The sequence below is a fragment of the Desulfovibrio sp. DV genome, from assembly GCF_001936595.1.
Lineage (GTDB): Bacteria > Desulfobacterota > Desulfovibrionia > Desulfovibrionales > Desulfovibrionaceae > Solidesulfovibrio.
This window is the reverse complement of the sequence record NZ_MLBG01000001.1, coordinates 73,394-93,577: the sequence shown is the minus strand read 5'-3', so window position 1 is coordinate 93,577 and position 20,184 is coordinate 73,394. Positions and strand designations below refer to the sequence as shown.

Here is a 20,184-nt window from a genome sequence, read left to right as displayed (position 1 = left end):
GGTCAGGATACCCGGCTGCGCGACCGGCCGCAACCGTGGCTAGCGGCCGATTTTGGCCTGTTCGGCCACGGGCAGGCGCAGCACGAAGCTCGTCCCTTCCCCGGGCGAGGACAGGACATCCAGCCCGGCTTTGTGGCGCTCCAAAAGGGCGTGGACAATGGCCAGACCCTGCCCGGTGCCCTTGCCCACGGGCTTGGTGGTGAAAAAAGGATCGAAAATGCGCTGGCGGATGGTGGCCGGGATGCCGGGTCCGTCGTCGGCAATGACCAGCTCCACGCCGGCGCCGCTGCGCGCCGCCCGAATGGCGATATGGCCCTTGCGGCCGGTTGGAGCGAATTTTTCCTCGATGGCCTGGGCGGCATTGACCACGATGTTGAGCAGAATCTGGTTGAAATCGCCCGGAACAAACAGCACCGGCGGCACATCGGCGTCGATTTCCACGCTGACATCGGCCGCAAATTTCCAGGCGCTGCGGGAAACGGCCAGAGTGTCGGCCACAGCCCCGGCCACGTCCACAGGCTGGGGCAATTCATTGCCCGGATGGGCAAACCGTTTCATGGAAAGGACAATGGCGGCCACCCGGTCCAGGCCCTCCTTGGATTCCCGAATGGCGGCCGGCGTTTCTTCCAAGATAAACCGCAGCTCCTCGTTGCCAAGAAGCGTTGCCAGTTCCTCGGCCAGACTCCGATCCCCCTGCCCGGCCAGGGCCGAAGCCGCCAGCTTGTCGAGCAGCTCCAGCAGTTGGCCGAAGGTGTTGCCCAGAAATTCCAGATTGCCGCCCACATACTGCACCGGGGTGTTGATCTCGTGGGCGATGCCGGCGGCCAGTTGGCCAAGCGACTCCATTTTAAGGGCATGGGCCAGTTGGCGCTCCATGGACTTCTGGCCGGTGACGTCGACGATGCTCACCACCACCTCATCCACTGTGCCGTCCGGGGCGAAAAGCGGCGCGGCGCTCACCGAGACAAAGCGCCTTCCGCCCACGGGCCGGGCAATGGAAAGCACCATGTCGTAGACCGGCCGACCGGTGGCCAGGACCCGGACAAAGGGATGCGCGCCATCGGCCAGGGGGCGTCCGTCCACATCGGCTGAGCCGAAACCGGGATCGTCGTAGGCATGGGAGCCGAGACTTCGATTTTGCAGTTCAAGGACGGCTGCGGCCCGGGGGTTGCAAAAAACGATGGCCCCGTCCCGGTTCAACCGGACCACCCCGCCGGGCAGGGTATTCATGAGCAGGGCGGAAAATTCGCGCTCCCGGGCCAGGGCGGCTTCGGCTCCAAGCCGGGCCAGGGTCCGGTCCAGGCGCTGGGCCACAAGGCGCACGAGTTCGACTTCTTCGGCGTCAAAGCAGCGATCCCCGGAGGCAGGTTCTTCGGCGTCGTAAAAGACTTCCAGGGCGGCATCGGGTTGTCCCGATCCAGCCAGGGGGAAACGCAGTTGGCACGGTCCCTGACGAAATCCAGGCGAGGGGAACTCTCCGCCATCGGCCAGCACCCGGGCATGAGCAGCCTGCGGCCAGCGCATGGCCGGGGCAATAAGGGCAACGACTCCTTTAAACAACTCTTCGCGGGGTTGGCCGAACCGCTGGATTACAGCATGGACCTCGGAGAGGCAGTGCAGGGCCTTGACCCGGCGAGACAGATCGGCGCTGGCGGCAGCCAGGGCGGTTTTCGTACCATCGCTGTACGTCCTTAGTTCGCCAATGGCCAACGACTGTCCCCGGCAGGCCAGAAGCCTCCCGACCCGGACCGACAGTTCGGCCGCAGCCACAGGCCGGCGAATCACCTCATCGGCCACGGCCAACACCGCCTTGATGGCTGCGTCGTCGGCTGTTGCGGCCAGGACGGCCAGGACCGGCAACCGGCCCTCCCCCTCTTTGGCCCTTTGGGCGGCAATCCGGCCGGCATGGGCCAGCACGGTCCGGGCATCGCCCAGCAGCAGGGCCAAGCCTCCGGGAAGTTGCGAGCCGGCCGCAAGCTCGACCGTCTCGTGCCCGGCCGCCTCCAGGAGGCGGGCCACATCGTCCTGCAATTCATCACGCCAGATGCCGATAGCGCCCATGTGAAGCCCCCTGTGTCGGGTCGTCCCGTCGCCCCTACCTAGCACCCGCAGACCGCCAAGGGAAGAATCACCAACACCATGCCGGTTGCGCGAACGCCCCGATTTCCGCTAGAGAAAATGGTACGTATATCCCCAAGTGTTTTGCAAGGAGCGTCCCATGACCGTCCTGTTTATTCTTGCCGGCGTCATCGTGCTGCTCGCCCTGTACGCCGTCGGCCTGTACAATGGCCTCATCCGTGGCCGCAATCTCGCCGACGAGGCCAAAAGCGGCGTGGATGTACAACTCAAACGCCGAGCCGATCTCATTCCCAATCTGGTGGCCGCCGTCAAAGGCTACATGGGGCATGAACGCGGTGTACTGGAATCGGTGACGGGGCTGCGTTCCAAAATTGCTGCCGCACCGGATGATACCACCCGTTTCCGACTGGAAGGCGAACTAACCCAGGCTCTTGGGCGGTTGTTTGCTGTGGCCGAAAGCTACCCGCAACTGCGGGCCAGTGAAAATTTTGCCTCCCTGCAACAAGATCTGGCCGGCATAGAGACCGAGATCCAAATGGCGCGGCGCTACTATAACGGCGCAGCCCGCGCCCAGAACAACCGGGTCCAGACCTTTCCGGCCAATCTTCTGTCCGGGGCCTTCGGATTTTCCGTGCTGCCCTATTTTGAACTCGACGACCCGGCCGACCGCAACGCCCCCCGCGTCAGCTTCGACGACGGAGCCGGGTCGTGATCCGCAAATGGGTCGCAAGCCTCCTTTTATTCCTCCTGGCAAGCCTCCCCGCCACGCTTTGGGCGGCTTCGGCCGATGGAGCCTCCGAGCGCATCCTGTCCTTTGACAGCCAGGTGGCGATCGATCCGACAGCAGACCTGACCGTCACCGAAACCATCCGTGTCCAGGCCACCGGGGCCAGTATCCGCCAGGGCATCGTTCGGGAATTTCCCACCCGGTACACTGCTCCTGACGGCAAAGCGGTGACGGCAGGGTTTCGCGTCCTGTCCGTACGCCGCGACGGACACAGCGAAGACTACCGTACCGAATCGGCCGGAAACGGCATCAAGGTCTACATGGGAAAAAAAGGCCGCTTTCTTTCCCCGGGCGAGTACGTCTACGAACTGACCTACGTCACCGACGGCCAGATCGGCCAGTTTGGCGACTACGACGAACTCTACTGGAACGTCACCGGCAACGGGTGGCGTCTGCCCATCGACAAGGCAACCACCACGATCTCTCTGCCCCCCGGAGCCGCGATCAGGCAACACGCCGCCTACACCGGTCCAACCGGGGCCAAGGGGCGCGACTACGCCATTGCCGTCAGGCCGGGCGTTTTTTTCTGCGAGACAACCGGCATGCTGCCTCCCGGCCAGGGACTGACCGTGGCCGTGGCCTTTTCCAAAGGCTTTGTCACCCTGCCAACGCCGGTTGGTCGCGCCCTGTCCGGCCCGGCCTTTCACATGGCTGCCGCCGGTCTGGCGGTAGTGACGGCCTTTTTCCTGACCGCCTGGTTTCTGGTCGGGCGCGACCCGGCGCGCGGCCTGACCATACCGCTTTTCACCCCGCCGGCCGACCTCTCCGCCCCGGCCGCCCGCTATGTGCGGCGCATGGGGTTTGACGACAAGACCTTTGCCGCCGGCCTGATGGAGATGGCCGTGGCCGGTGGCGTGACCATCGAGGATAGCAAGGACGTCTACATTGTGGGGCGGGGTAAAAAACGCCTTCCCCAAGGGCTCCTGGCAGGACGGCATCCTTAACGATCTCCTGGGGGGCTTGCCGGCCCTACGCATGGAACAGGAAAACCATGCCAGCATTGCCAAGGCCCGCAAAGGCCTGGAACGCGCCCTTCGCAGCAGCCAGGCCGGGTCGTATTTCCGGGTGAACCGGAGTTTTTACGTTGTCGGTGCGGCCCTGTCGCTGCTCGCTTTCGGGTTGACGGCGCTTCGGGCCGACGACCCGGCCATGGCCGGCATCTTTTTTTCCTGGATCGGCATCTGGACCTTTGCCGTAGCTGCGCTCAGCCTGCGGGCCCTGCAAGCGCTTCGCCGCGCCCGGGCCCGGCCACGGTTCATGACCATTCTCGCCGCCATCTTCACCTGCCTCATGGCCGTGCCCTTTGTCCTGGGTGAAGTGGCCGGTCTGGCCTTTTTGTCTGTGGCCGTTTCACTGCCGGCCGTTGGTTGTCTGACCATCATCGCGGTCTTAAACGCCCTGTTCTGGCATCTGCTCAAGGCCCCGACCCCGGAAGGCCGCCGGGTCATGGACGCGCTGGAAGGCTTTCGGCTCTATCTGTCTGTTGGCGAGCGCGAGCGCCTCGAAATGCTCCATCCACCCGAGCGCACCCCGGAACTCTTTGAACGCTACCTGCCCTACGCCCTGGCCCTGGACGTGGAAAACGCCTGGGCAGCGCTTTTTGCCGACGTCCTTAACCGGGCGGCGGCCGAGGGCTACAGCCCGTCATGGTACGTGGGACACGGCTTTGGCACGGGTGATTTCTCCGGATTTGCCGACAGCCTGGGCACGGGATTTTCCACGGCCATCAGTTCCTCGGCCACGGCCCCCGGTTCGACATCGGGCAGCGGCGGGGGCGGCGGTTCCGGAGGCGGCGGCGGAGGCGGCGGGGGCGGCGGCTGGTAGCGGCGGCCGAACGCCTTGCCAGGCTTCTTGTTTCTGCCCCAGGGCCACCCGTTGACTGACGCGTCCGACGGGCCGGGAAACAGGCCGCGTCTCGTTGGCACTGCGCTCAAAGTTCCACACCAGAATCGGATTGCAGCAGTCACGGTGTGATGGTTGCCACACAAACCACTTCACCTCCGGGACTGCTGTGCACAACACGCTGTGCCCACTTCCCACGGAGTTGCGTCCGTTGCCGCTTTTCCCTTGGATTCTGGTGCAATCCATGCTAAATACGGTATTGCCTGCGGCTGCCGGTTGTTCCTTGGTTCCGGGGCGATTTCCAGGGCACACACCCTGTGTACCACTCCGAACCAGCAGTGACGAACATCCTCCGGCCAACCGAGCAAACCATGGAAAATCACGATATCTCCATCGGCATCCTGACCAACAACCTGCACCACGCCACCAGAGACAAGAAGTGCTGTCTCGATCTCAACGTCAAAAATATCCTGGTGTGCGACGAGCTTGAAGACCTGCTTCAGCCTATTCAGGAAGAAGCGGTGCAGGTCGTTCTGATTGATGCGGCAGTCAAGGGCATGGACGGTTATTCCTGTCTGCGCGCCTTGCGCAAAGCCACCAGGGCCAAACTCCTGCCGGTCATCATGGTCACGGTCGAAAGCAATATCCAGCATGTCGTCAAAGCCATTGCCGCCGGCTGCAACGGCTATGTCATCCGCCCCTATTCCATCACGACCTTTGAGCGGCACATCCAGATGGCCATCGAAACGACCAACGCCGATATCGTCGAACAGGAACAGTTGGACACGGCCAACAAGCTGGTGCAACAAGGTAAGTTTGACGAGGCATTGCAGGAATTTTCCGAGATTGTGGAAGAGAAAAACGAGTCACTCGTCTGGTTTGACAAGGGCATGGACTATCTGCACCGGCAGAAGTTCGGCAAGGCCATTGTGGCCTTTAACAAGGCAGTGGCCCTCAATTCCATGTACGCCGAGGCCTACAAGGGCATGGCCCATGCCTACAAGGGCAAGGGCGACGACGCCAACTACCGGGCCTACCTTGATAAATCAGCCGAGATCCTGGCTTTGCAGGATCGCATGGCCGAACTCAAGGAACTGTTTGCCGAAATCCTCGAAGCCAATCCCGATGCCGTCAATCCGTACAATTCCCTGGGTATCGACCTGCGTAAAAAGGGCGATTACGCCGGGGCCATGCACGCCTACGCCCAGGCCCTGACCCTGACGCCGGATGACGAGAATCTCCTGTACAACATCGCCAAGGCCTGCATCTTTGCCAAGGACTATGCCCAGGCCATACAGCATCTGGAGCGGGCCACCCGGATTCGCGACCCGTTCCCCGAAGCCGCCCAGCTCCTTGCCAAATTGCGCGCCAAACAATACGATCAGCTTTCCGCATCCCCGAAAACGGTTGCCACCGACGTCGGCCAGGATCGCCTGGCCATGGACGTCTGAGGACGAACGGGCCGCTCCCATGACCCAGGAAAACCGGATTTCCGGCATCTTTTCTCTCAAGACAACCATCAAGGTCGGTTTCGGCGTTACCAAAAATACCGCCCTTTCCGAAACCTATTGGTTCGTCAAGGAAATCGACAACGACCGGTTCGAGGTGCAAAGCCTGGACATGGATTTCAAACGCCAGGGAAGCCCCTGCGTCATCACCCGCACCAAACTGTTCGAGGAATACCACCTCGAACCCGACCTGAGCTACCGGCTGCTCAGCCAGCCCCTGCTCGTTGGCGACCACTACCGTACGACGGCCAAGTACGCCAATGCCGAGCAGGAATACCAAAAGATAAAACGTATCGATGAAGACAATATCCGGGCCAATTTCGGCCTGGGACTGGTCTATCTGGCTCTCAACAAGACCGAAAAGGCCACCTACATCTTTGACCGGCTGGTGCGGCTGGAAGAGGCCTTTGAACCGAGACACAAGCATCTTTTTAACGAATTTGGCATCAATCTGCGCAAAAAAGGGCTGTTTGACGAGGCCCTCAAGTACTATTTCCGGGCGCGCGAGCTATCAAGCGACGACGACCATCTCCTGCTCAACATCGCCCGGGTCTATTTCGAGCAAAACCAGCTGCCCGAAGCCGAAGGCATGGCCAAGGAGGCCCTGGCGCTTAATCCCGATCTGGCCGAGGCCAAACGCCTGCTCGAACGCATCTGGAACACTCCGGCCCGCCTGGACGCCCCGCCAATCAAGATATAGTGTCGCGTTCGCTCCATTTATTTGCGCTCCAAGCAGAGCGATTTTCCCTCATAGTTCCATTGGAAGGGATGCGTACGTTGCTCATTGGAGCACCGAATAGAGGCCATGATTTGGGGGACAAGCACTTGCCTTGATCCTCTCGTCAATTTTCGGCTTGTCTGCTTTGTGGTTGATCCTGCCGCTCTGACACCCGCTCTCCTACGCTCAAGTAAACTATTCCATGCAACAGGGCATCCAATCTCAAAAAGATCGGGCCTGACCCTTTGTGGCGTTCATGAGACGCTCGCATCAGATTGTGCTGGATGTTCCCCTCTCGCGTCATAGCGTTCACGGGCTCCCTCGATTTGGTGCAAATGTTTGATCGCCCAATCGTAGACCGCCCCAAAAGGCACCTGCAGCGTTCTACCAAGTTCAGTAATTGAATATTCGACGGCGACAGGAGAGGTTGCAATCACCTTGCGTTGGATCAGTCCGTTTCTTTCCAATCGCCTCAAGGCCTGGGTCAGTGCCTTATGCGTAATGCCCTCAAGCCGGCGCATGAAACCGTTAAATCGTGTCGGTTTCTCTTCCAGAATAGTCAGGATCATTACGGACCACTTGTTTGCGACCTGATCGAAGAACGACCGCGCCGCGCAGTCCGCGAAGAAAACAGCGTCTACATTTTGTGGCATGACGATATCCTCGAGTATACCTAGGCGACTGAAGGTGCGTAATTGACACTAAATTTACAACATATATTTAGGAAGCACAAGCCCACTGCATCGACAGTTGCCGACGTTGATGTCGACGAGAAATCTTGAAAGGATGTCAGCATTGAAAACACAAAGCATGACCATGTCCCGGCGGGGTCTTCTGAAGCTGCTGGGTCTGACCGCAGCCACGGCAAATATGGCCATGACCAGACGCGGACTACTGACGCTCATGGGTCTGACCGCAACCACAACAACTTCGAGACAGGCCGTTGCCGCAGGCAAGCGAACAGCAGAAATTTTTTATACTGACGCTGGTAAAGGTATAAATATGATGCTGCTCCACGGCTGGAGTTGCGACTCTCACGACTGGAGTTGGCAACTCCCGGCGCTGGAGAGCCATTATCGCGTTGTTGCCGTGGATTTGCGCGGGCACGGCAGATCCGAGGTGATGCCGTCTGGCAGTTACATGCCGGATGACTATGTCGCAGATATCGAGGCGCTTATCGAAACCAGATTTTCAAGCGAGAAATTTGTGCTGGTGGGACATTCAATGGGAGGACAAATCGCCGCCCGCCTCGCGAACAAACGCCCCGACCTGATCAAAGGGGTCGTCTCGGTTGATGGCTCGCTCGGGTTCTCCGACAAGCTCGCTCCCACGTTTCAAAAAGCAGTCTCTGATCTGCAACACGGCAATCCAGCCGATGTAGGGCCCACCTTGTTCGCCGGATTTTACGATAAAGCCACAGACCCTGCCTTAAAACGGTGGCATGCCAGACGCCTTCAGGGCACGCCGATGGATCCTGTACGTGAATCTTTTGGCCCATTGTTCTTCGGCCCCGATCAAGTCGGACTTGGAAATCAAAGTGAGGTATTCTGCAAAACCATTCGCGTGCCCTTCTATCATCTTTGCAGAGGGAAAGGACAAGCCGAACGGATGCGCACATGGTTTTATCACCCAAAATCGAAGGTCGCGCTGTGGGAAGACGCCGGCCATTGGATCATGCAGGATCGAAAGGATGATGTGAATGCGTCGATCATTGCCTGGGTCGATGCGCTCTGAGAGGCATGATACTCTGAACTGTCCATATTTGGACACTGCAACTGGATTCTCACCATCAGCCAAGGCCGAGGTGGGCGGCCTCCCCTCGGCTGCCGGCAACCCAGCACCGAGGAGGGCTCCTCTTCCTCGGACAATTCAATGCGCTTCAGAGACAATCGCCTCCAGACTCTCCAACTATTCAATATATCAAGATATGTCACGAACACAACACGAACCCTCGCCCGGCCTGGGACCATCCAGGCCAAGCGCCTCCTCGCACAAGGTCTTATGCCCGGTTCGGGCCAGAACCCGGGCTATCTCCGTGCGCCCGGGCAGACGGCTTTTGGCGACGGCCGAAAGCTGCCCGGCCAGGACGTCGGCCGTGGCGAAATAGGTCCGCACCACGGTCATGAGATCCCGCAGGCCGGCCAGCCGCGACAGCCAGCCAAGCCCTTCGGCGTAGACAATGGTGGAAGCGGCATGGGCGGCGATGACTGCGTGGAGATACGACGCCGGAGCCGTGGCCAGCAGCCGGTCAAAATACCGTGCAGCCACCAGCGGCGGACAGTGGGCGGCTACAAGGCGCACAAGCAGGCTGTCGCCGGCTACGTCGGCCACGGTCGGGACTTCCCGGGCCAGGGCCTGACCAATGGCGTCCTTCAAGGCGGTAATTTCGGAAGAGACGTCGCGGCTCAGGGCCACAAGCCCGATCCGGCCGCCGGAGAGCCGCCGCTCACGCAAAAGCAGGCCGGCCTCATCCCGGCATTTCTGGCGCAAAAGAGCGAGCACTTCCGGCACATACCGACGCCGGCAGGCGGCAAACTCAGCCTCGCTCATGGCCATGCCGGCCAGGATTTCATACGACGAGCAGGTGACCCCGGCCTTGTTGGCCGAGGGGCCCGGGGCGATAAGCACGCCGGCTGCTTCCAGATGCTGCCGGGCCGGACCGGTGAGAAAGAGGTTGGCTCCCTCAATGATGATCCGGGCCGAGGGCCGGCCGGCGGCGTCGCAAAACTCCTGCCAATTGCCGTCGTTTATGGTGTCGGGCCGGCCGCCGGCCGGAATGAAGAGGTCGGCTGCCGCGGTATTGTGCAGGTGACTGCGGATTTTGGCCCCGCCGGGCGTGTCGGAGCGCACCACAAAGGCGTCGTCGCCGGACAGCCTGTCCGGGGAAAAGCCGGCGATGTGGTGTTCGGCCGCAACCAGCCGGGCCAGTTCGGCGTGATCGAGCCCGCGCGGATCGTAGGCTGCGCCGTGTCCGTCGCTGACCGCCACCACCCTGGCCCGGTCGCCGTAGCGGGCAAAGAGCTGGAGCAAGGCATTGCCGGCCACATCCCCGGCCGGACCGCCGGTCAGCTTGACGGTGAAGGATGTGGTGTCGGGATTGATGCCGGCCTCGCGCAAAAAGGCGTCGGCAAACTCCAGCACGCCAAGGCTGGTTACGCCATACTGCTTGTGGTTGATGCCACCTTCGGGCTTGGAACTCATAAACGTGCGCGGCCAGCCGTAGCCGCGTTCCCCGGCCCGGCGCACGATCCAGCGGATGTGGTCCGGGGTGATGCCCTCGTCGGGGCCGAGATAGACGAGTTCGGGGTGGCCCAGATAATCCACCACTCCGGGGAGACTCTCCCCGCCCTCGCCAAGGACCAGCAGATCGAGCAGGCCGTCCACAGCGCATTTCAGCGACAGTGTGGCGTCGGCTCCGGGACCGAGCAGCAGCACGGCCTTGGCCCCGCCTTCGGGGATGTCCTTGTTTTTAAACTGCTGGGACAGGGCCAGATTCTTGGCTTCGGCATAGAGACGCCCAGCCTCGGCCTCAAGCTGGGCCGAGGTTTTGGCCCGCACCAGACGCACCCCGCCGCGGGCCATCTCCCGATAACGCACATGAAAGCCGCGCATGTGCGGGCCGCTGAAATAAAACAGGGCATGGGGCACTTGCTCGTCACCTGCCGGCGGCTGGCCGGAAATGGCGGCAATGACGGCCGGATCGAGACGAAAGGCCAGCCCGAAGCGTTCAGGCAGGTAGGCATTGGTGCGCAGGGTGTGCCGCCACAGGGTAAGCAGTCCCGAGAGGATGCGCCGGGCCACCTCGTCCTCAACCGCGGCCAGACCGGCCCGGGCAGCCTCCTCGACGGAGCCGTCCTGGCGGTGGCGGTCGGCCAGAGCCGGGTTGAACCGGGCGTCGAAGGCAGCCAGACAGGCCCGGACCTGGGGCACATGGCGCAGCACGGCCTGTTTGACGTTGTAGGAACTAAAGGCATGCGGATTGTGGCCAATCAGGAACTGTCGCACGCATTCGCACCCGGCTGCGGCCAGCTCGGCCTCTTCCGGGCTCAGGCCGTGTTCCCGGGACAGGGCGTCCAGGGCCGTCGGCACCGTCCATTTCACCCGGCGAAGGCGCAGGCGCAGCCGTTTCCAGGCCGGGTGCCCGGCATCAAGGGCCTGGCCGTCTTTGGCCACATACAGGCTTATGACCGAGACGTCGCCACCCGGGAGGACAAAGCGGTCGGAATAGCCGCGCAGGATGTCAAGCTCCTCGGCCAGGACCGTCCGGGCCACCTGCAACAGCAGTCCGCTTCGCGGCGGTTCGCGCATGGCCACCACCAGCCGGCTCTCGGAATCCTCGGCCAGCAGATGCAGCTCCACCCGCACGCCGTCCTGGCCGTCCAATTCCCGGACCAGGGAAAAATGGCGGGCAGCCCGGAGGGGATCGAATTTTTCCACGTAATCCGCCGGCGCGCCACACAGGAAGGCGATGAAGGCCTTGCGCTGCCTTGGATCAAGATGGCCGCCGGACTCCATCAGGCCAACAGCCTGACGCATGGCCCGGCTGCCGCTCCCGACCGGCTCCTGTGGCTCCAGCAGAAAGGTGTCCAGCCGCAACCGGCCATCCAGGGAGGAATAGAGGCGGGAGGTACGGATGTTGTCGTCGGAGCGTTCAACCAGATGTTCCAGCAAGGCTGGCGTGCCGGCCGGGGCTATGCGGGTGACGCGGGTCCGTTCGGGATTCCACAGGGTGGCCGACTGGCCGCCGGAAAGCACCTCGCCGGAAATCACGGCCCGGATGTGGCGGGCCTGTTCGGCCGGGGCGTGGGTGCGAAAATAATAAGCCGGCATATTGGCCAGAAACCAGGGGATAAGCGCGTCCGATTCGCTGCGCAGTTCCCGGTTGACGACCCGGGCGAAGGAGGCGGCATTGGGGCGTTCGGGCAGGGTCACAGGCGGCTCCTTGGCAAAAGGTGACTGGCGGCGCGACAAGCATCTGGACATCCCCAGGAAACCATTTCATGGCCAAAGGCGCAGGAAATGGCAAGCGCCCTTCCCCTTCCCCGCCATTGTGCGCTATGAGTGTGCCAACCCCAAACAGGGAGGCTCTATGACCAGAATGGCTTCGTTTACCAAACTCGAGAACGAATTGACCCCAAAATTCCGCGAAAGCATGGGGTTGGCCGAATCAACGGCCGATGTGCAGAAATTTTTCGTCTACACCATGCTGGAACTTGTCAACGGCATCCTGGCCGGACACAGCGAGGCCTTTGAGGTACTCTACGAAGATATTGTTCTGACCCCGGGGCAGGCCCCGGGCTTTACGCTCTCCCCACGCCTGGCCAGCCACGAGCCCCTGGCTGCAGAACTTCGGGAGTCCGATCTGCCGGCCATCCTGGCCCGTTTTGCCGAAGTGGCCGGCAAACGGTACACCTACCTGACGAAAAAGCCGGCCAAGACCGAAGCCAAAATGTACCACGGCACAGGCCGGGCGGCCCGTTAGGGAGATAAAAAGAGAAAGAGAGCCTCCGGCGGCCGGGGCCTGAGGAGGACCCCCCAAAGGGGTAAAGGGTGGCGTTAGCGTAACCGTGGACGGGAGCGTGAAAAAACACTTTCGTCGGTCCGGTTGGACCGCCGTAGTGTCAGATTGACGGGAGTCACCGCGGCTCCGGCGGGCCTGGGTTGGTACGGCCGCGATACAGCGTCAGACCGCGCCGCTCCCCCACCACTTCAAAGAGCATCCGCAAGACGTCCCGGTACGGGCTCTCCCCGGCCGGGACGTCGTTTATGGTGGCGACGGTCAGCCGCGACACCGGCGCCGCCGGCCGGGTGAGCACGTGGACCAGCGGAGCCAGGGCTGCCGGCAGCCCGGTTGCATCCGGGGCCAAGCCCAGGGCCATGCGCCCGCCTCCGGCCTCGAAAACGGCCACCGGACGGGCACCGGCAAAGGAGACCCAGGTCCCGGCGGTGCGGCGCGGCAGAACAAGGCCTGTGTGGCCAACAGGACCAGTCTGGTCAGCCGCGCCCCAAAAGGCGGCCGGGTCGCGCCCGGCAATCCACCACGACTCCTCGCCCGAAAGCCCGCTTGCAAGCAGGCGGACAGCCCGGGCATCGGCAAACTGCGGCCCGGACAGACCGGCGAAAAACTCCCCCGACACGACTTCCCCAGACAGTTCCATGCGCCGCAAGGCCCGGAAAACCCCACTCCAACCCAGAGCCGGAACCTCGCGGGCCAGCAGGTCGCGGCAGACCACGCCGTAGCGGGCAAGGAGCAGCCGGGCCCGGTCCATGGCCAGGGCTTCCAGGGCCACGGGATCATCCGGCACAGGCGGCACACGAAGCGCCCGCCACACCCCGACCAGGGGCAGGGACCCGGCAAACCGTCCGGGAGCCGTGCGCCGAAACGTCTGCCGTCCTCCCCGTCCGGACCGGGTGTAAGCATCCTCGGCCGTAAACGCATTGGCCACGCCCCGGCGCAGCACGGCCAGGCCGTCGCAGGCAGCCTCACCCTTCCAGACGGCCTGCCACAGCCGCTCGGTGAGCGCCTTTGGCGAAAGTCCCGTGATCTCAAGGAGCGTTGAGAAATCATAGCCGGCCCGTATATCCGGGAAAAGGCCGCTTTCGGCGCTGCGGGGGGCAAATCCGGCCAGATCGAGGTCGTCTGGCCGGGCAAAGAGCACCTTCTCTTTCCCGGCCCCGAACCAATGAAATCCAGACGCCTCAAGGGCTACGTCAAGCAGGGCCGGAGCGTAGGCCGGGCAGCGGGCCGGCAGCACCTCGGTCTCCCACAGCCCGGCCGGCAGCGGCAGGCAGCTCAGGCGTTCCAGCCGCTCGGCCAGACCCGACGGGTCGACAGCCGGCCGGACAAGGCCCTGCCAGACCGCCAGAAAATACGGCACATGCCCGGCCGGCAGTGCCGTCAGGGCCGGACGCCGGGCCGCCCGGGCCAGACGCAGCAAGGTCTCGAAATTGGCTGCATCGCACCAGCACTCATCCTCTCGGCCGGTAAGAAGCCGCCCGGCCACCACCCCGCCGGCCGCCTGCAAATCCTCAAGCAGCTCGTGAACGATTGCCGGTGAAAGTCCCAGCAGTCCGGCCAGGGAATCCAGGCTACGGGGACCATAAAAGGACAGCCACTGGCCAAAAAGCGCTTCCCTGGCAGCCTCGCTGTCCGCATCCTGGCCCGTGCGCCGGCGCGACAGGCCGGCCTTGGCCGCCAGGGGCCGGACCAGGGCGGCCTCGCCGAAAAAGGCCCGAGCCACGGCCACGGCCCGCTCCAGGGCGACCACCAGCCCGTCCCCGCCGGGGAGCGGTTCGATGCGGGCCAGTTTGGCGGCCAGGGCCGCTTCCAGGGAGTTGGCCTCCAAGCCATGGTCGCGGGCCACGGCCGCCAGGATGGCCTGCCACTCGGCCAGGGGCAGGCAGATGCGTTCCTTGACGTGCTCCAGGAGTTCGGCCGGGCTGCCCGGGGCATAGCCGGGATAGAGGCGCTGGCGTCTTTCCTCAAAGGCGGCGGCAACCGCTTCGGGCACGGCCGGCCGATCCGGGCTGCGCGCCACTTCGGCCACCAGATCGGGCCGCGCCCCGGTCGGGCCGGCCGCCGTGCCGGCATCGGTCAGGTACATGTATTCGGTAATGTGCCGCCAGACGAGATCGGCGGCAAAGGGGCTTTGCACGCGGGTTCTCGCCACCGTGATGGCCAGCCCCCCGGACTGGGCGGCCCCCAGAAATTCGGCCAGTCCGGCCGGATCAAAAAGATCGACCAGGCACGTGCGCCACGCCTCCAACACGATGGGGAAATCGCCGTACCCGGCCACGGCGGCCAGAAGCTTTCGCGCCCGCAGCCGGGTGATCCACAGCGGCTGGCGTTTGCCAAAACTGTCGCGGGGCAAGAGCAGGGCCCGTCCGGCCGCCTCGCGAAAGGCCGCGCCAAAAGCACCCGAGCCTTCCAGGCGCGCGCGTAAAAGTTTGCCCACGTCCCGGGACGGCACAGCCGACAACACGGCCAGGGGATCGATGTCGCCGGGCAGGGTCACGGCCACGCAGTCGTTGCCGGCAAAAACCGGGACCGGATGGCCGGTCAGCGCCTCCAGGGCGGTTTCCAGGGCCAGCCCGAGCGGCGCGGTGACGGCCAGTCCCAGGGGGGCATGGAGGATGACCTGATTGCCGGGCGCACCACCCGGGCCGGTGTCGGTCACTTCAATGAGCAGATGGCGGCTATGGGGCAGGGCCGCGCCGGTGGCTTCCTTCTGGCGGTGCAGATAGTCGACAAGGGCCCGGGCTGCAGCCGGCTCCAGGAAACAGTGCGTCTCCAGTTCCCGGACAAAGGCGGGATCGTCCAGCCGGGTGTCGGCTTCTTCCAGAAATTCACCGATACGGCTGGAAAAATGGCGGTCACGGGAGCGGGGATCGCCAAGCCAGAAGGGAGCCGGCACCGCCCCGGCCGGGGCCGGCGCGACAAAGACGTCGGCGTCGGTAATGCGCTCGATGCGCCAGTTTTGCGCCCCAAAGGCAAACACCTGCCCCAGGCGCGCTTCCCAGACAAACACCTCGTCGAGTTCGCCCAGGCGCGTGCCGAGATCCTGGCGGCGCAGGGCGTAGTAGCCCCGGTCGGCAATGACCCCGCCCGAGGCATAGAGCCTAAGGAGCGCCCCGGCCCGGGCCGAGGCCGTGCCGTCAAGGGCGTCGATGGCCACCAGCGGCGAGAGTTCGCGCAGGCGGGTGGCGGCATAGCGCCCGGCCAACATGCCAAGGGTCAGGTCAAAGGCCGTGCGGCCCAGGTCCCGGTAGGGCCAAGCACGGCGCACAGCCTGAAAGAGCGCATCCACGTCCCAGGTCTCGACCCCGAGCATGGCCACCAACACCTGGGCCAGCACATCGAGCGGGGCTTCCACCGGCCGAAGCGGCTCGATGTCCCGTTCGGCCGCCGCCTTGGCCATGACCGCCGCTTCGAGCAGGTCTTTTTCCGAGGTGGGAAGAAAAATCGCCCGGCTGACCTCGCCCACGCCATGGCCTGACCGGCCGATGCGCTGGACTGCCGCGCTCACCGTTGGCGGACATTCAATGAGCAGCACCTCATCCACCGAGCCGATGTCGATGCCAAGCTCCAGGGAATTGGTGGCCACCACCGCCTTAAGCTCCCCGGCCTTGAGCCGCGCTTCCACGGCTTGGCGCAGTTCCTTGGCCAGCGACCCGTGGTGGGCATGGGCAAGGGGTTCGTCCAGATCGGCGTTGACCAGCCGGGTGAGCTTTTCGCAAAGCTTGCGGCTGTTGACGAACACAAGCGTGGTGCGGTTGGCGGCGATGCGCCGGCGCACCCTGGCCGCAACCAGGGTCAGAAACGAGGCCTCCGGCGTCTCCCGCTCGTCCCAGGAGGCGTACTCCACCCGCAACTCCAGCCGCTTCTCGGCCGGACTGGCCACCACCGCCACCGGGCGCGGGACAAGCGCCCCGTCTTCCGTCCCGTTTAGCGGCTGCAGACCGCCGACCATGGCGGCAACGGTGGGGAGCGGCGACACCGTGGCCGAAAGGGCCACACGCTGGAATTCACCGGCCAGCAAGGCCAGCCGTTCCACTCCGGCCAGGAGAAACACGCCGCGCTTGGACCCGGCCACGGCATGGATTTCATCGAGAATGACCAGCCGCACCGCCCCAAGCATCCCCCGGCCGCCCTTGGAACTGAGGAGCAGATTCAAGGACTCCGGGGTGGTGATGAGAATTTCCGGGGGCTGGCGCAGCATCCGCCGCCGGGCATCGGCCGGGGTGTCGCCGGAGCGGATTTCAGCCCGTATGTGGGGGAAGGCAACGCCGGCAGCGGCAAAGGTCTGGCGCAGGCCGGCCAAAGGTCGCACGAGGTTGGCCCGCACGTCGCTGCCGAGAGCCTTGAGCGGCGAGACATAGACCACGCTGGTCTGGCCGGTGGGCCAGCGGCCGGTGGCCAGGGCGTCCAGGGCGGCCAGGAAGGCGGTCAGCGTCTTGCCGGACCCGGTCGGGGCCACGGCCAGGACGTGTTCGCCGGCCGCGATGTGCGGCCAGGCCCGAGTCTGGATGTCGGTGGGTTGGCCGACATGGCGGGTGAACCAGTCGGCCGTCAACGGATGAAAGGGCAGTGCCATGGCCGGAGTATGACCGGCCTGATGGCTTTTTCCAAGAGTTGCCGGGATGCTAGACTTAATTCAATTATTTTATATAGTTAATATAGTTTTGAACATGTTTGGAACAGTCTGGGAACACGATAGGCACAAGTCGTCCGCCTGTGGCCAAACAACGATATTGTTATTTTCATGTTTTATTAAAGTATGTTATGATAATTACGCACAAACAAGGAACAAAAAAAGAACATTTCCAGGTGGGTTGGCAACATGTTTTGCACAGGCAACGGCGGGATACGAACAGACAAGGAACAGGTGAAGAACAGCCCGGGCAGGAGTTCTGCACACTCAGGTGACAGGCCGGGATGCGTTACGAACAGGTTGGCAACAGCTCTGGGTGTGTTAGCGACTGGACAGGGGGCGTTACGAACAAATTGGCGACAGCGCTGGGTGCGTTAGTGACAGGCCGGTGACAGGCTGGGAACACGTTCTGCACACTCCCGCTGGTCCACACCATCCGGACGCCCAGCACCGGGCTGGTTGCTCCCCGGCTCAGCCGACATCCTCGCCGGGCTCGTCCATGATCGGCGTCACCCGGGCTACGACACCCCGGCCGCTTAAGTACGCGGCGTAGGACTCGGCCGCCTCCCGGTCGCCAAAGCTTCGCAGCACGAGCTGGGCCGTGTCGGTCTCGTCCCAGACCCAGACATATTCGTCAGGCACAATGGCCAGGAGCAGCAGTTCCTGGCGCAACCGGGTGCGCGAGCGTTCACGCTGCTCGAAATCATCGGCAGCATAGGGTCCGCCAACCGCCAGCACCCACCAGCCCGCATCGGTTTCCGTCATGCCCCCTCCCCTTTCCATGCAATATAAACAGGACCGCTACGCCAGCCAGGATCTCAGCCGCACCGGGCCAACAAGGGCATGCGTCCCTGGCTGGCCAACGCCGCAATTTCCGGCAAACAACACTCACCGGCAAACACAGGAATCACCCTGGCCGGGCAGCATGCCCGGCGCTCCCCCCACTCCCGGGCGATGAAAAAAGCACGGCCGCTCCCGCAGGAACAGCCGTGCCCTCAGTGGAACCGCCTAAAAAAATCAGGCCAGCATGTCGGCCATGGCGTAAAGCCGGCCTGGCTTCTGGGCGGCGATCCAGGGGACGGCGCGCAAGGCCCCCTGGGCCAGGGTGTCGCGGGTGTGCACCTGATGCTTCACCTCGATGCGCTCGCCCGGCCCAAAGAAATAGACGGTGTGGTCGCCCACCACGTCGCCACCGCGCAGTGAGGCCACACCAATCTCCTCGCTGGTGCGCGCCCCGATGATGCCGTCGCGGGTGTGGCGCTTGACCGTGTCATACGCCGCGCCGCGGGCCTCGGCCAGACACTGGCCAAGCTTGATGGCCGTGCCGCTGGGGGCGTCGACCTTCTTGTTGTGATGAATTTCCATCACTTCGAGGTTGTAGGCCGGTCCGAGCTTTCGCACGAGGTCGGGCAGGACGGAGAGCAGCACATTCAAGCCCACGCTCATGTTGGGGGCGAAAAAGATGGGCGTTTTGGTGGCCGATTCGGCCAGGGACGCAAGCTGTTCAGGGGTGAGCCCGGTGGTGCCGATGACCACCGGATTGCCCGAGGCCGCGGCGACCTTGGCCACATTGACCGAATTTTCCGGGGCGGTGAAATCGATGACCACCGCTCCCGGGCATTTGGCCAGCACCGTGGCCAGATCATCGCCCACTTCGCAGTTCAGATTGGCCAGATCGGCCGTGCAGCCCTTGCGCTCCAAGGCCCCGGCCAGCCGGAAGCTGGCCGGATCGGCCTGGACCAGCCGCACCAGGGTCGCGCCCATGCGGCCCAACGCCCCCATGATCACCACATCGCACACACTCATGTTTGCGCTCCTGCTGTTTGAAATTGCATCGCCGGCCTGCCTAGCAGATGCGCGGCAACTGTTCGCCCTCAAGCATCCCGAGCAGCCGTTTGCCGCCAAGAGGCGTGACCATGGCCACCTTGCCGGCGTGTTCGTCCGTCACCCGGCCAATGACCACGGCCCCGGTCCCCAGCGGATCGGCCTGCAAGACGGCCAAGGCCGCCTCGGCCTCGGCTTCGGGCAGGATGCACAGAAACTTGCCCTCGTTGGCCAGATACAGCGGGTCCAGCCCAAGCACGGCGCAACCGCCGGCCACGGCCGGATCGACCGGGATATCGGCCTGCATCAATTCAATGCCGACATTCGACTGGCCGGCGATTTCATTGAGCGTCGTGGCCAGGCCCCCGCGGGTCGGGTCGCGCAGCACATGCACGCCGGGCACGGCAGCCAGCAGTCGGCCCACAATGCCGCCCAGGGCGGCGCTGTCGCTGACCACCGGGGAATCAAAGGACAGGCCCTCGCGGGTGGACAGAATGGCCAGCCCGTGATCACCCATGCTGCCGGACACGATGACCACATCACCCAGGGCCGCCCGGTGGCCGCTGGGGGCCGGATCGACCATGATCTCGCCGATGCCGGTGGTATTGATGAAAATCTTGTCCGCCGCCCCCCGAGGCACCACCTTGGTGTCGCCGGCCACGATGCGCACCCCGGCCTGCCTGGCCGCCTCGCCCATGGAGGCCACGATGCGGGCCAGATCATCCATGGGCAGTCCTTCTTCCAGGATGAAACCGCAGGTCAGATACAAGGGGCGCGCCCCCATCATGGCCACATCGTTGACCGTGCCGTGCACAGCCAGGGAGCCGATGTCGCCGCCCGGGAAAAAGATGGGATCGACCACGAAACTGTCCGTGCTCATGGCCACCGGCCCGGTCAGGGACAACACGGCCGCATCGTCCATACGGGCCAGGATGTCGTTGCCGAGATACTTGAAGAAAAGGTCGGCCACAAACCGGTGGGAAGCCCGGCCGCCGCTGCCGTAATCGAGCAAAACCTTGTCCATGTATGTATACACCTTTGCAAGTGATGCGTGAAGGAGACATGCCTCCGGCGGCCAAAGGGGTGACCCCTTTGGAAACCCACTCAAATTTCGTAGCGTTGTGCGCGTCTCGGCGGTCTTTTACTCGTCGACTTGGTTGCGCGCCCAATCAAATAAAAGTCACCCCAGTGGAATTCCAATGGACACTGCCCGTTGGCCACCGGGGCAACGGGGATTCACGTCAAGAGCAACGTCTTTCCCGTTCCCGCTCACCA

Annotated in this window: 14 protein-coding genes and 1 pseudogene; 8 read left to right on the top strand and 7 right to left on the bottom strand. The window is 63.6% G+C overall.

Features of this window, described 5'->3' with window-relative positions; all coding sequences use genetic code 11:
• Window positions 1-39: 39 nt before the first annotated feature.
• On the bottom strand, window positions 40-2,061 hold the full coding sequence (locus DVDV_RS00360) for a nitrogen regulation protein NR(II) (RefSeq protein WP_075352752.1): 2,022 nt from the start codon (window positions 2,059-2,061) through the stop codon (window positions 40-42).
• A 157-nt stretch (window positions 2,062-2,218) separates the two neighbouring features.
• On the opposite strand from DVDV_RS00360, the gene DVDV_RS00355 reads away from it, so the two are divergent.
• The 6 genes and pseudogenes from DVDV_RS00355 to DVDV_RS00340 all read left to right on the top strand — a co-directional run bounded on the left by DVDV_RS00355 (window position 2,219) and on the right by DVDV_RS00340 (window position 6,916).
• On the top strand, window positions 2,219-2,791 hold the full coding sequence (locus DVDV_RS00355; protein WP_083634518.1) for a LemA family protein: 573 nt from the start codon (window positions 2,219-2,221) through the stop codon (window positions 2,789-2,791).
• The gene (locus tag DVDV_RS23060; RefSeq protein WP_254845167.1) at window positions 2,788-3,810 is read left to right on the top strand and encodes a DUF2207 domain-containing protein; all 1,023 of its coding nucleotides are present in this window, start codon (window positions 2,788-2,790) and stop codon (window positions 3,808-3,810) included. The genes DVDV_RS00355 and DVDV_RS23060 overlap by 4 nt, the downstream gene beginning before the upstream one ends.
• 31 nt (window positions 3,811-3,841) lie before the next feature.
• A pseudogene (locus DVDV_RS23055) lies at window positions 3,842-4,402 on the top strand (DUF2207 domain-containing protein); the annotation flags it as partial.
• Between the two features lie 152 nt (window positions 4,403-4,554).
• Window positions 4,555-4,749, top strand: a complete 195-nt coding sequence (locus DVDV_RS23850) for a hypothetical protein (RefSeq protein WP_368482901.1) — start codon at window positions 4,555-4,557, stop codon at window positions 4,747-4,749.
• A 330-nt stretch (window positions 4,750-5,079) separates the two neighbouring features.
• Entirely contained in the window at window positions 5,080-6,159 is a 1,080-nt protein-coding gene (locus DVDV_RS00345; protein ID WP_075352751.1) for a tetratricopeptide repeat protein, read from the top strand.
• Between the two features lie 19 nt (window positions 6,160-6,178).
• Window positions 6,179-6,916 (top strand): tetratricopeptide repeat protein, encoded by a 738-nt coding sequence (locus DVDV_RS00340; RefSeq protein WP_075352750.1) that lies wholly within the window; start codon window positions 6,179-6,181, stop codon window positions 6,914-6,916.
• 272 nt (window positions 6,917-7,188) lie between these two features.
• Here the strand turns inward: DVDV_RS00340 and DVDV_RS00335 are convergent, their stop codons facing one another.
• Window positions 7,189-7,587, bottom strand: coding sequence for a helix-turn-helix domain-containing protein (locus tag DVDV_RS00335; RefSeq protein WP_075352749.1), 399 nt, complete (start codon window positions 7,585-7,587; stop codon window positions 7,189-7,191).
• Window positions 7,588-7,729: 142 nt separating this feature from the next.
• Here DVDV_RS00335 and DVDV_RS00330 point away from each other — a divergent pair, with 142 nt between their 5' ends.
• Window positions 7,730-8,668 (top strand): alpha/beta fold hydrolase, encoded by a 939-nt coding sequence (locus tag DVDV_RS00330; protein WP_217694110.1) that lies wholly within the window; start codon window positions 7,730-7,732, stop codon window positions 8,666-8,668.
• Between the two features lie 186 nt (window positions 8,669-8,854).
• Here DVDV_RS00330 and DVDV_RS00325 read toward each other — a convergent pair whose 3' ends face one another.
• The gene (locus DVDV_RS00325; RefSeq protein ID WP_254845165.1) at window positions 8,855-11,866 is read right to left on the bottom strand and encodes an NAD-glutamate dehydrogenase domain-containing protein; all 3,012 of its coding nucleotides are present in this window, start codon (window positions 11,864-11,866) and stop codon (window positions 8,855-8,857) included.
• A 157-nt stretch (window positions 11,867-12,023) separates the two neighbouring features.
• Here DVDV_RS00325 and DVDV_RS00320 point away from each other — a divergent pair, with 157 nt between their 5' ends.
• Window positions 12,024-12,416, top strand: a complete 393-nt coding sequence (locus tag DVDV_RS00320) for a hypothetical protein (RefSeq protein ID WP_075352748.1) — start codon at window positions 12,024-12,026, stop codon at window positions 12,414-12,416.
• Between the two features lie 154 nt (window positions 12,417-12,570).
• Here the strand turns inward: DVDV_RS00320 and DVDV_RS00315 are convergent, their stop codons facing one another.
• The 4 genes from DVDV_RS00315 to hypE all read right to left on the bottom strand — a co-directional run bounded on the left by DVDV_RS00315 (window position 12,571) and on the right by hypE (window position 19,933).
• Window positions 12,571-17,028 carry a DEAD/DEAH box helicase gene (locus tag DVDV_RS00315; RefSeq protein WP_075352747.1) on the bottom strand — a complete coding sequence of 1,486 codons (4,458 nt, stop codon included), beginning with the start codon at window positions 17,026-17,028 and terminating at the stop codon, window positions 12,571-12,573.
• A gap of 528 nt (window positions 17,029-17,556) precedes the next feature.
• Window positions 17,557-17,850 carry a hypothetical protein gene (locus tag DVDV_RS00310; protein WP_075352746.1) on the bottom strand — a complete coding sequence of 98 codons (294 nt, stop codon included), beginning with the start codon at window positions 17,848-17,850 and terminating at the stop codon, window positions 17,557-17,559.
• A 252-nt stretch (window positions 17,851-18,102) separates the two neighbouring features.
• On the bottom strand, window positions 18,103-18,891 hold the full coding sequence (gene dapB, locus DVDV_RS00305) for a 4-hydroxy-tetrahydrodipicolinate reductase (RefSeq protein WP_075352745.1): 789 nt from the start codon (window positions 18,889-18,891) through the stop codon (window positions 18,103-18,105).
• A gap of 40 nt (window positions 18,892-18,931) precedes the next feature.
• Entirely contained in the window at window positions 18,932-19,933 is a 1,002-nt protein-coding gene (gene hypE / locus DVDV_RS00300) for a hydrogenase expression/formation protein HypE (RefSeq protein ID WP_075352744.1), read from the bottom strand.
• Between the last annotated feature and the right edge of the window lie 251 nt (window positions 19,934-20,184).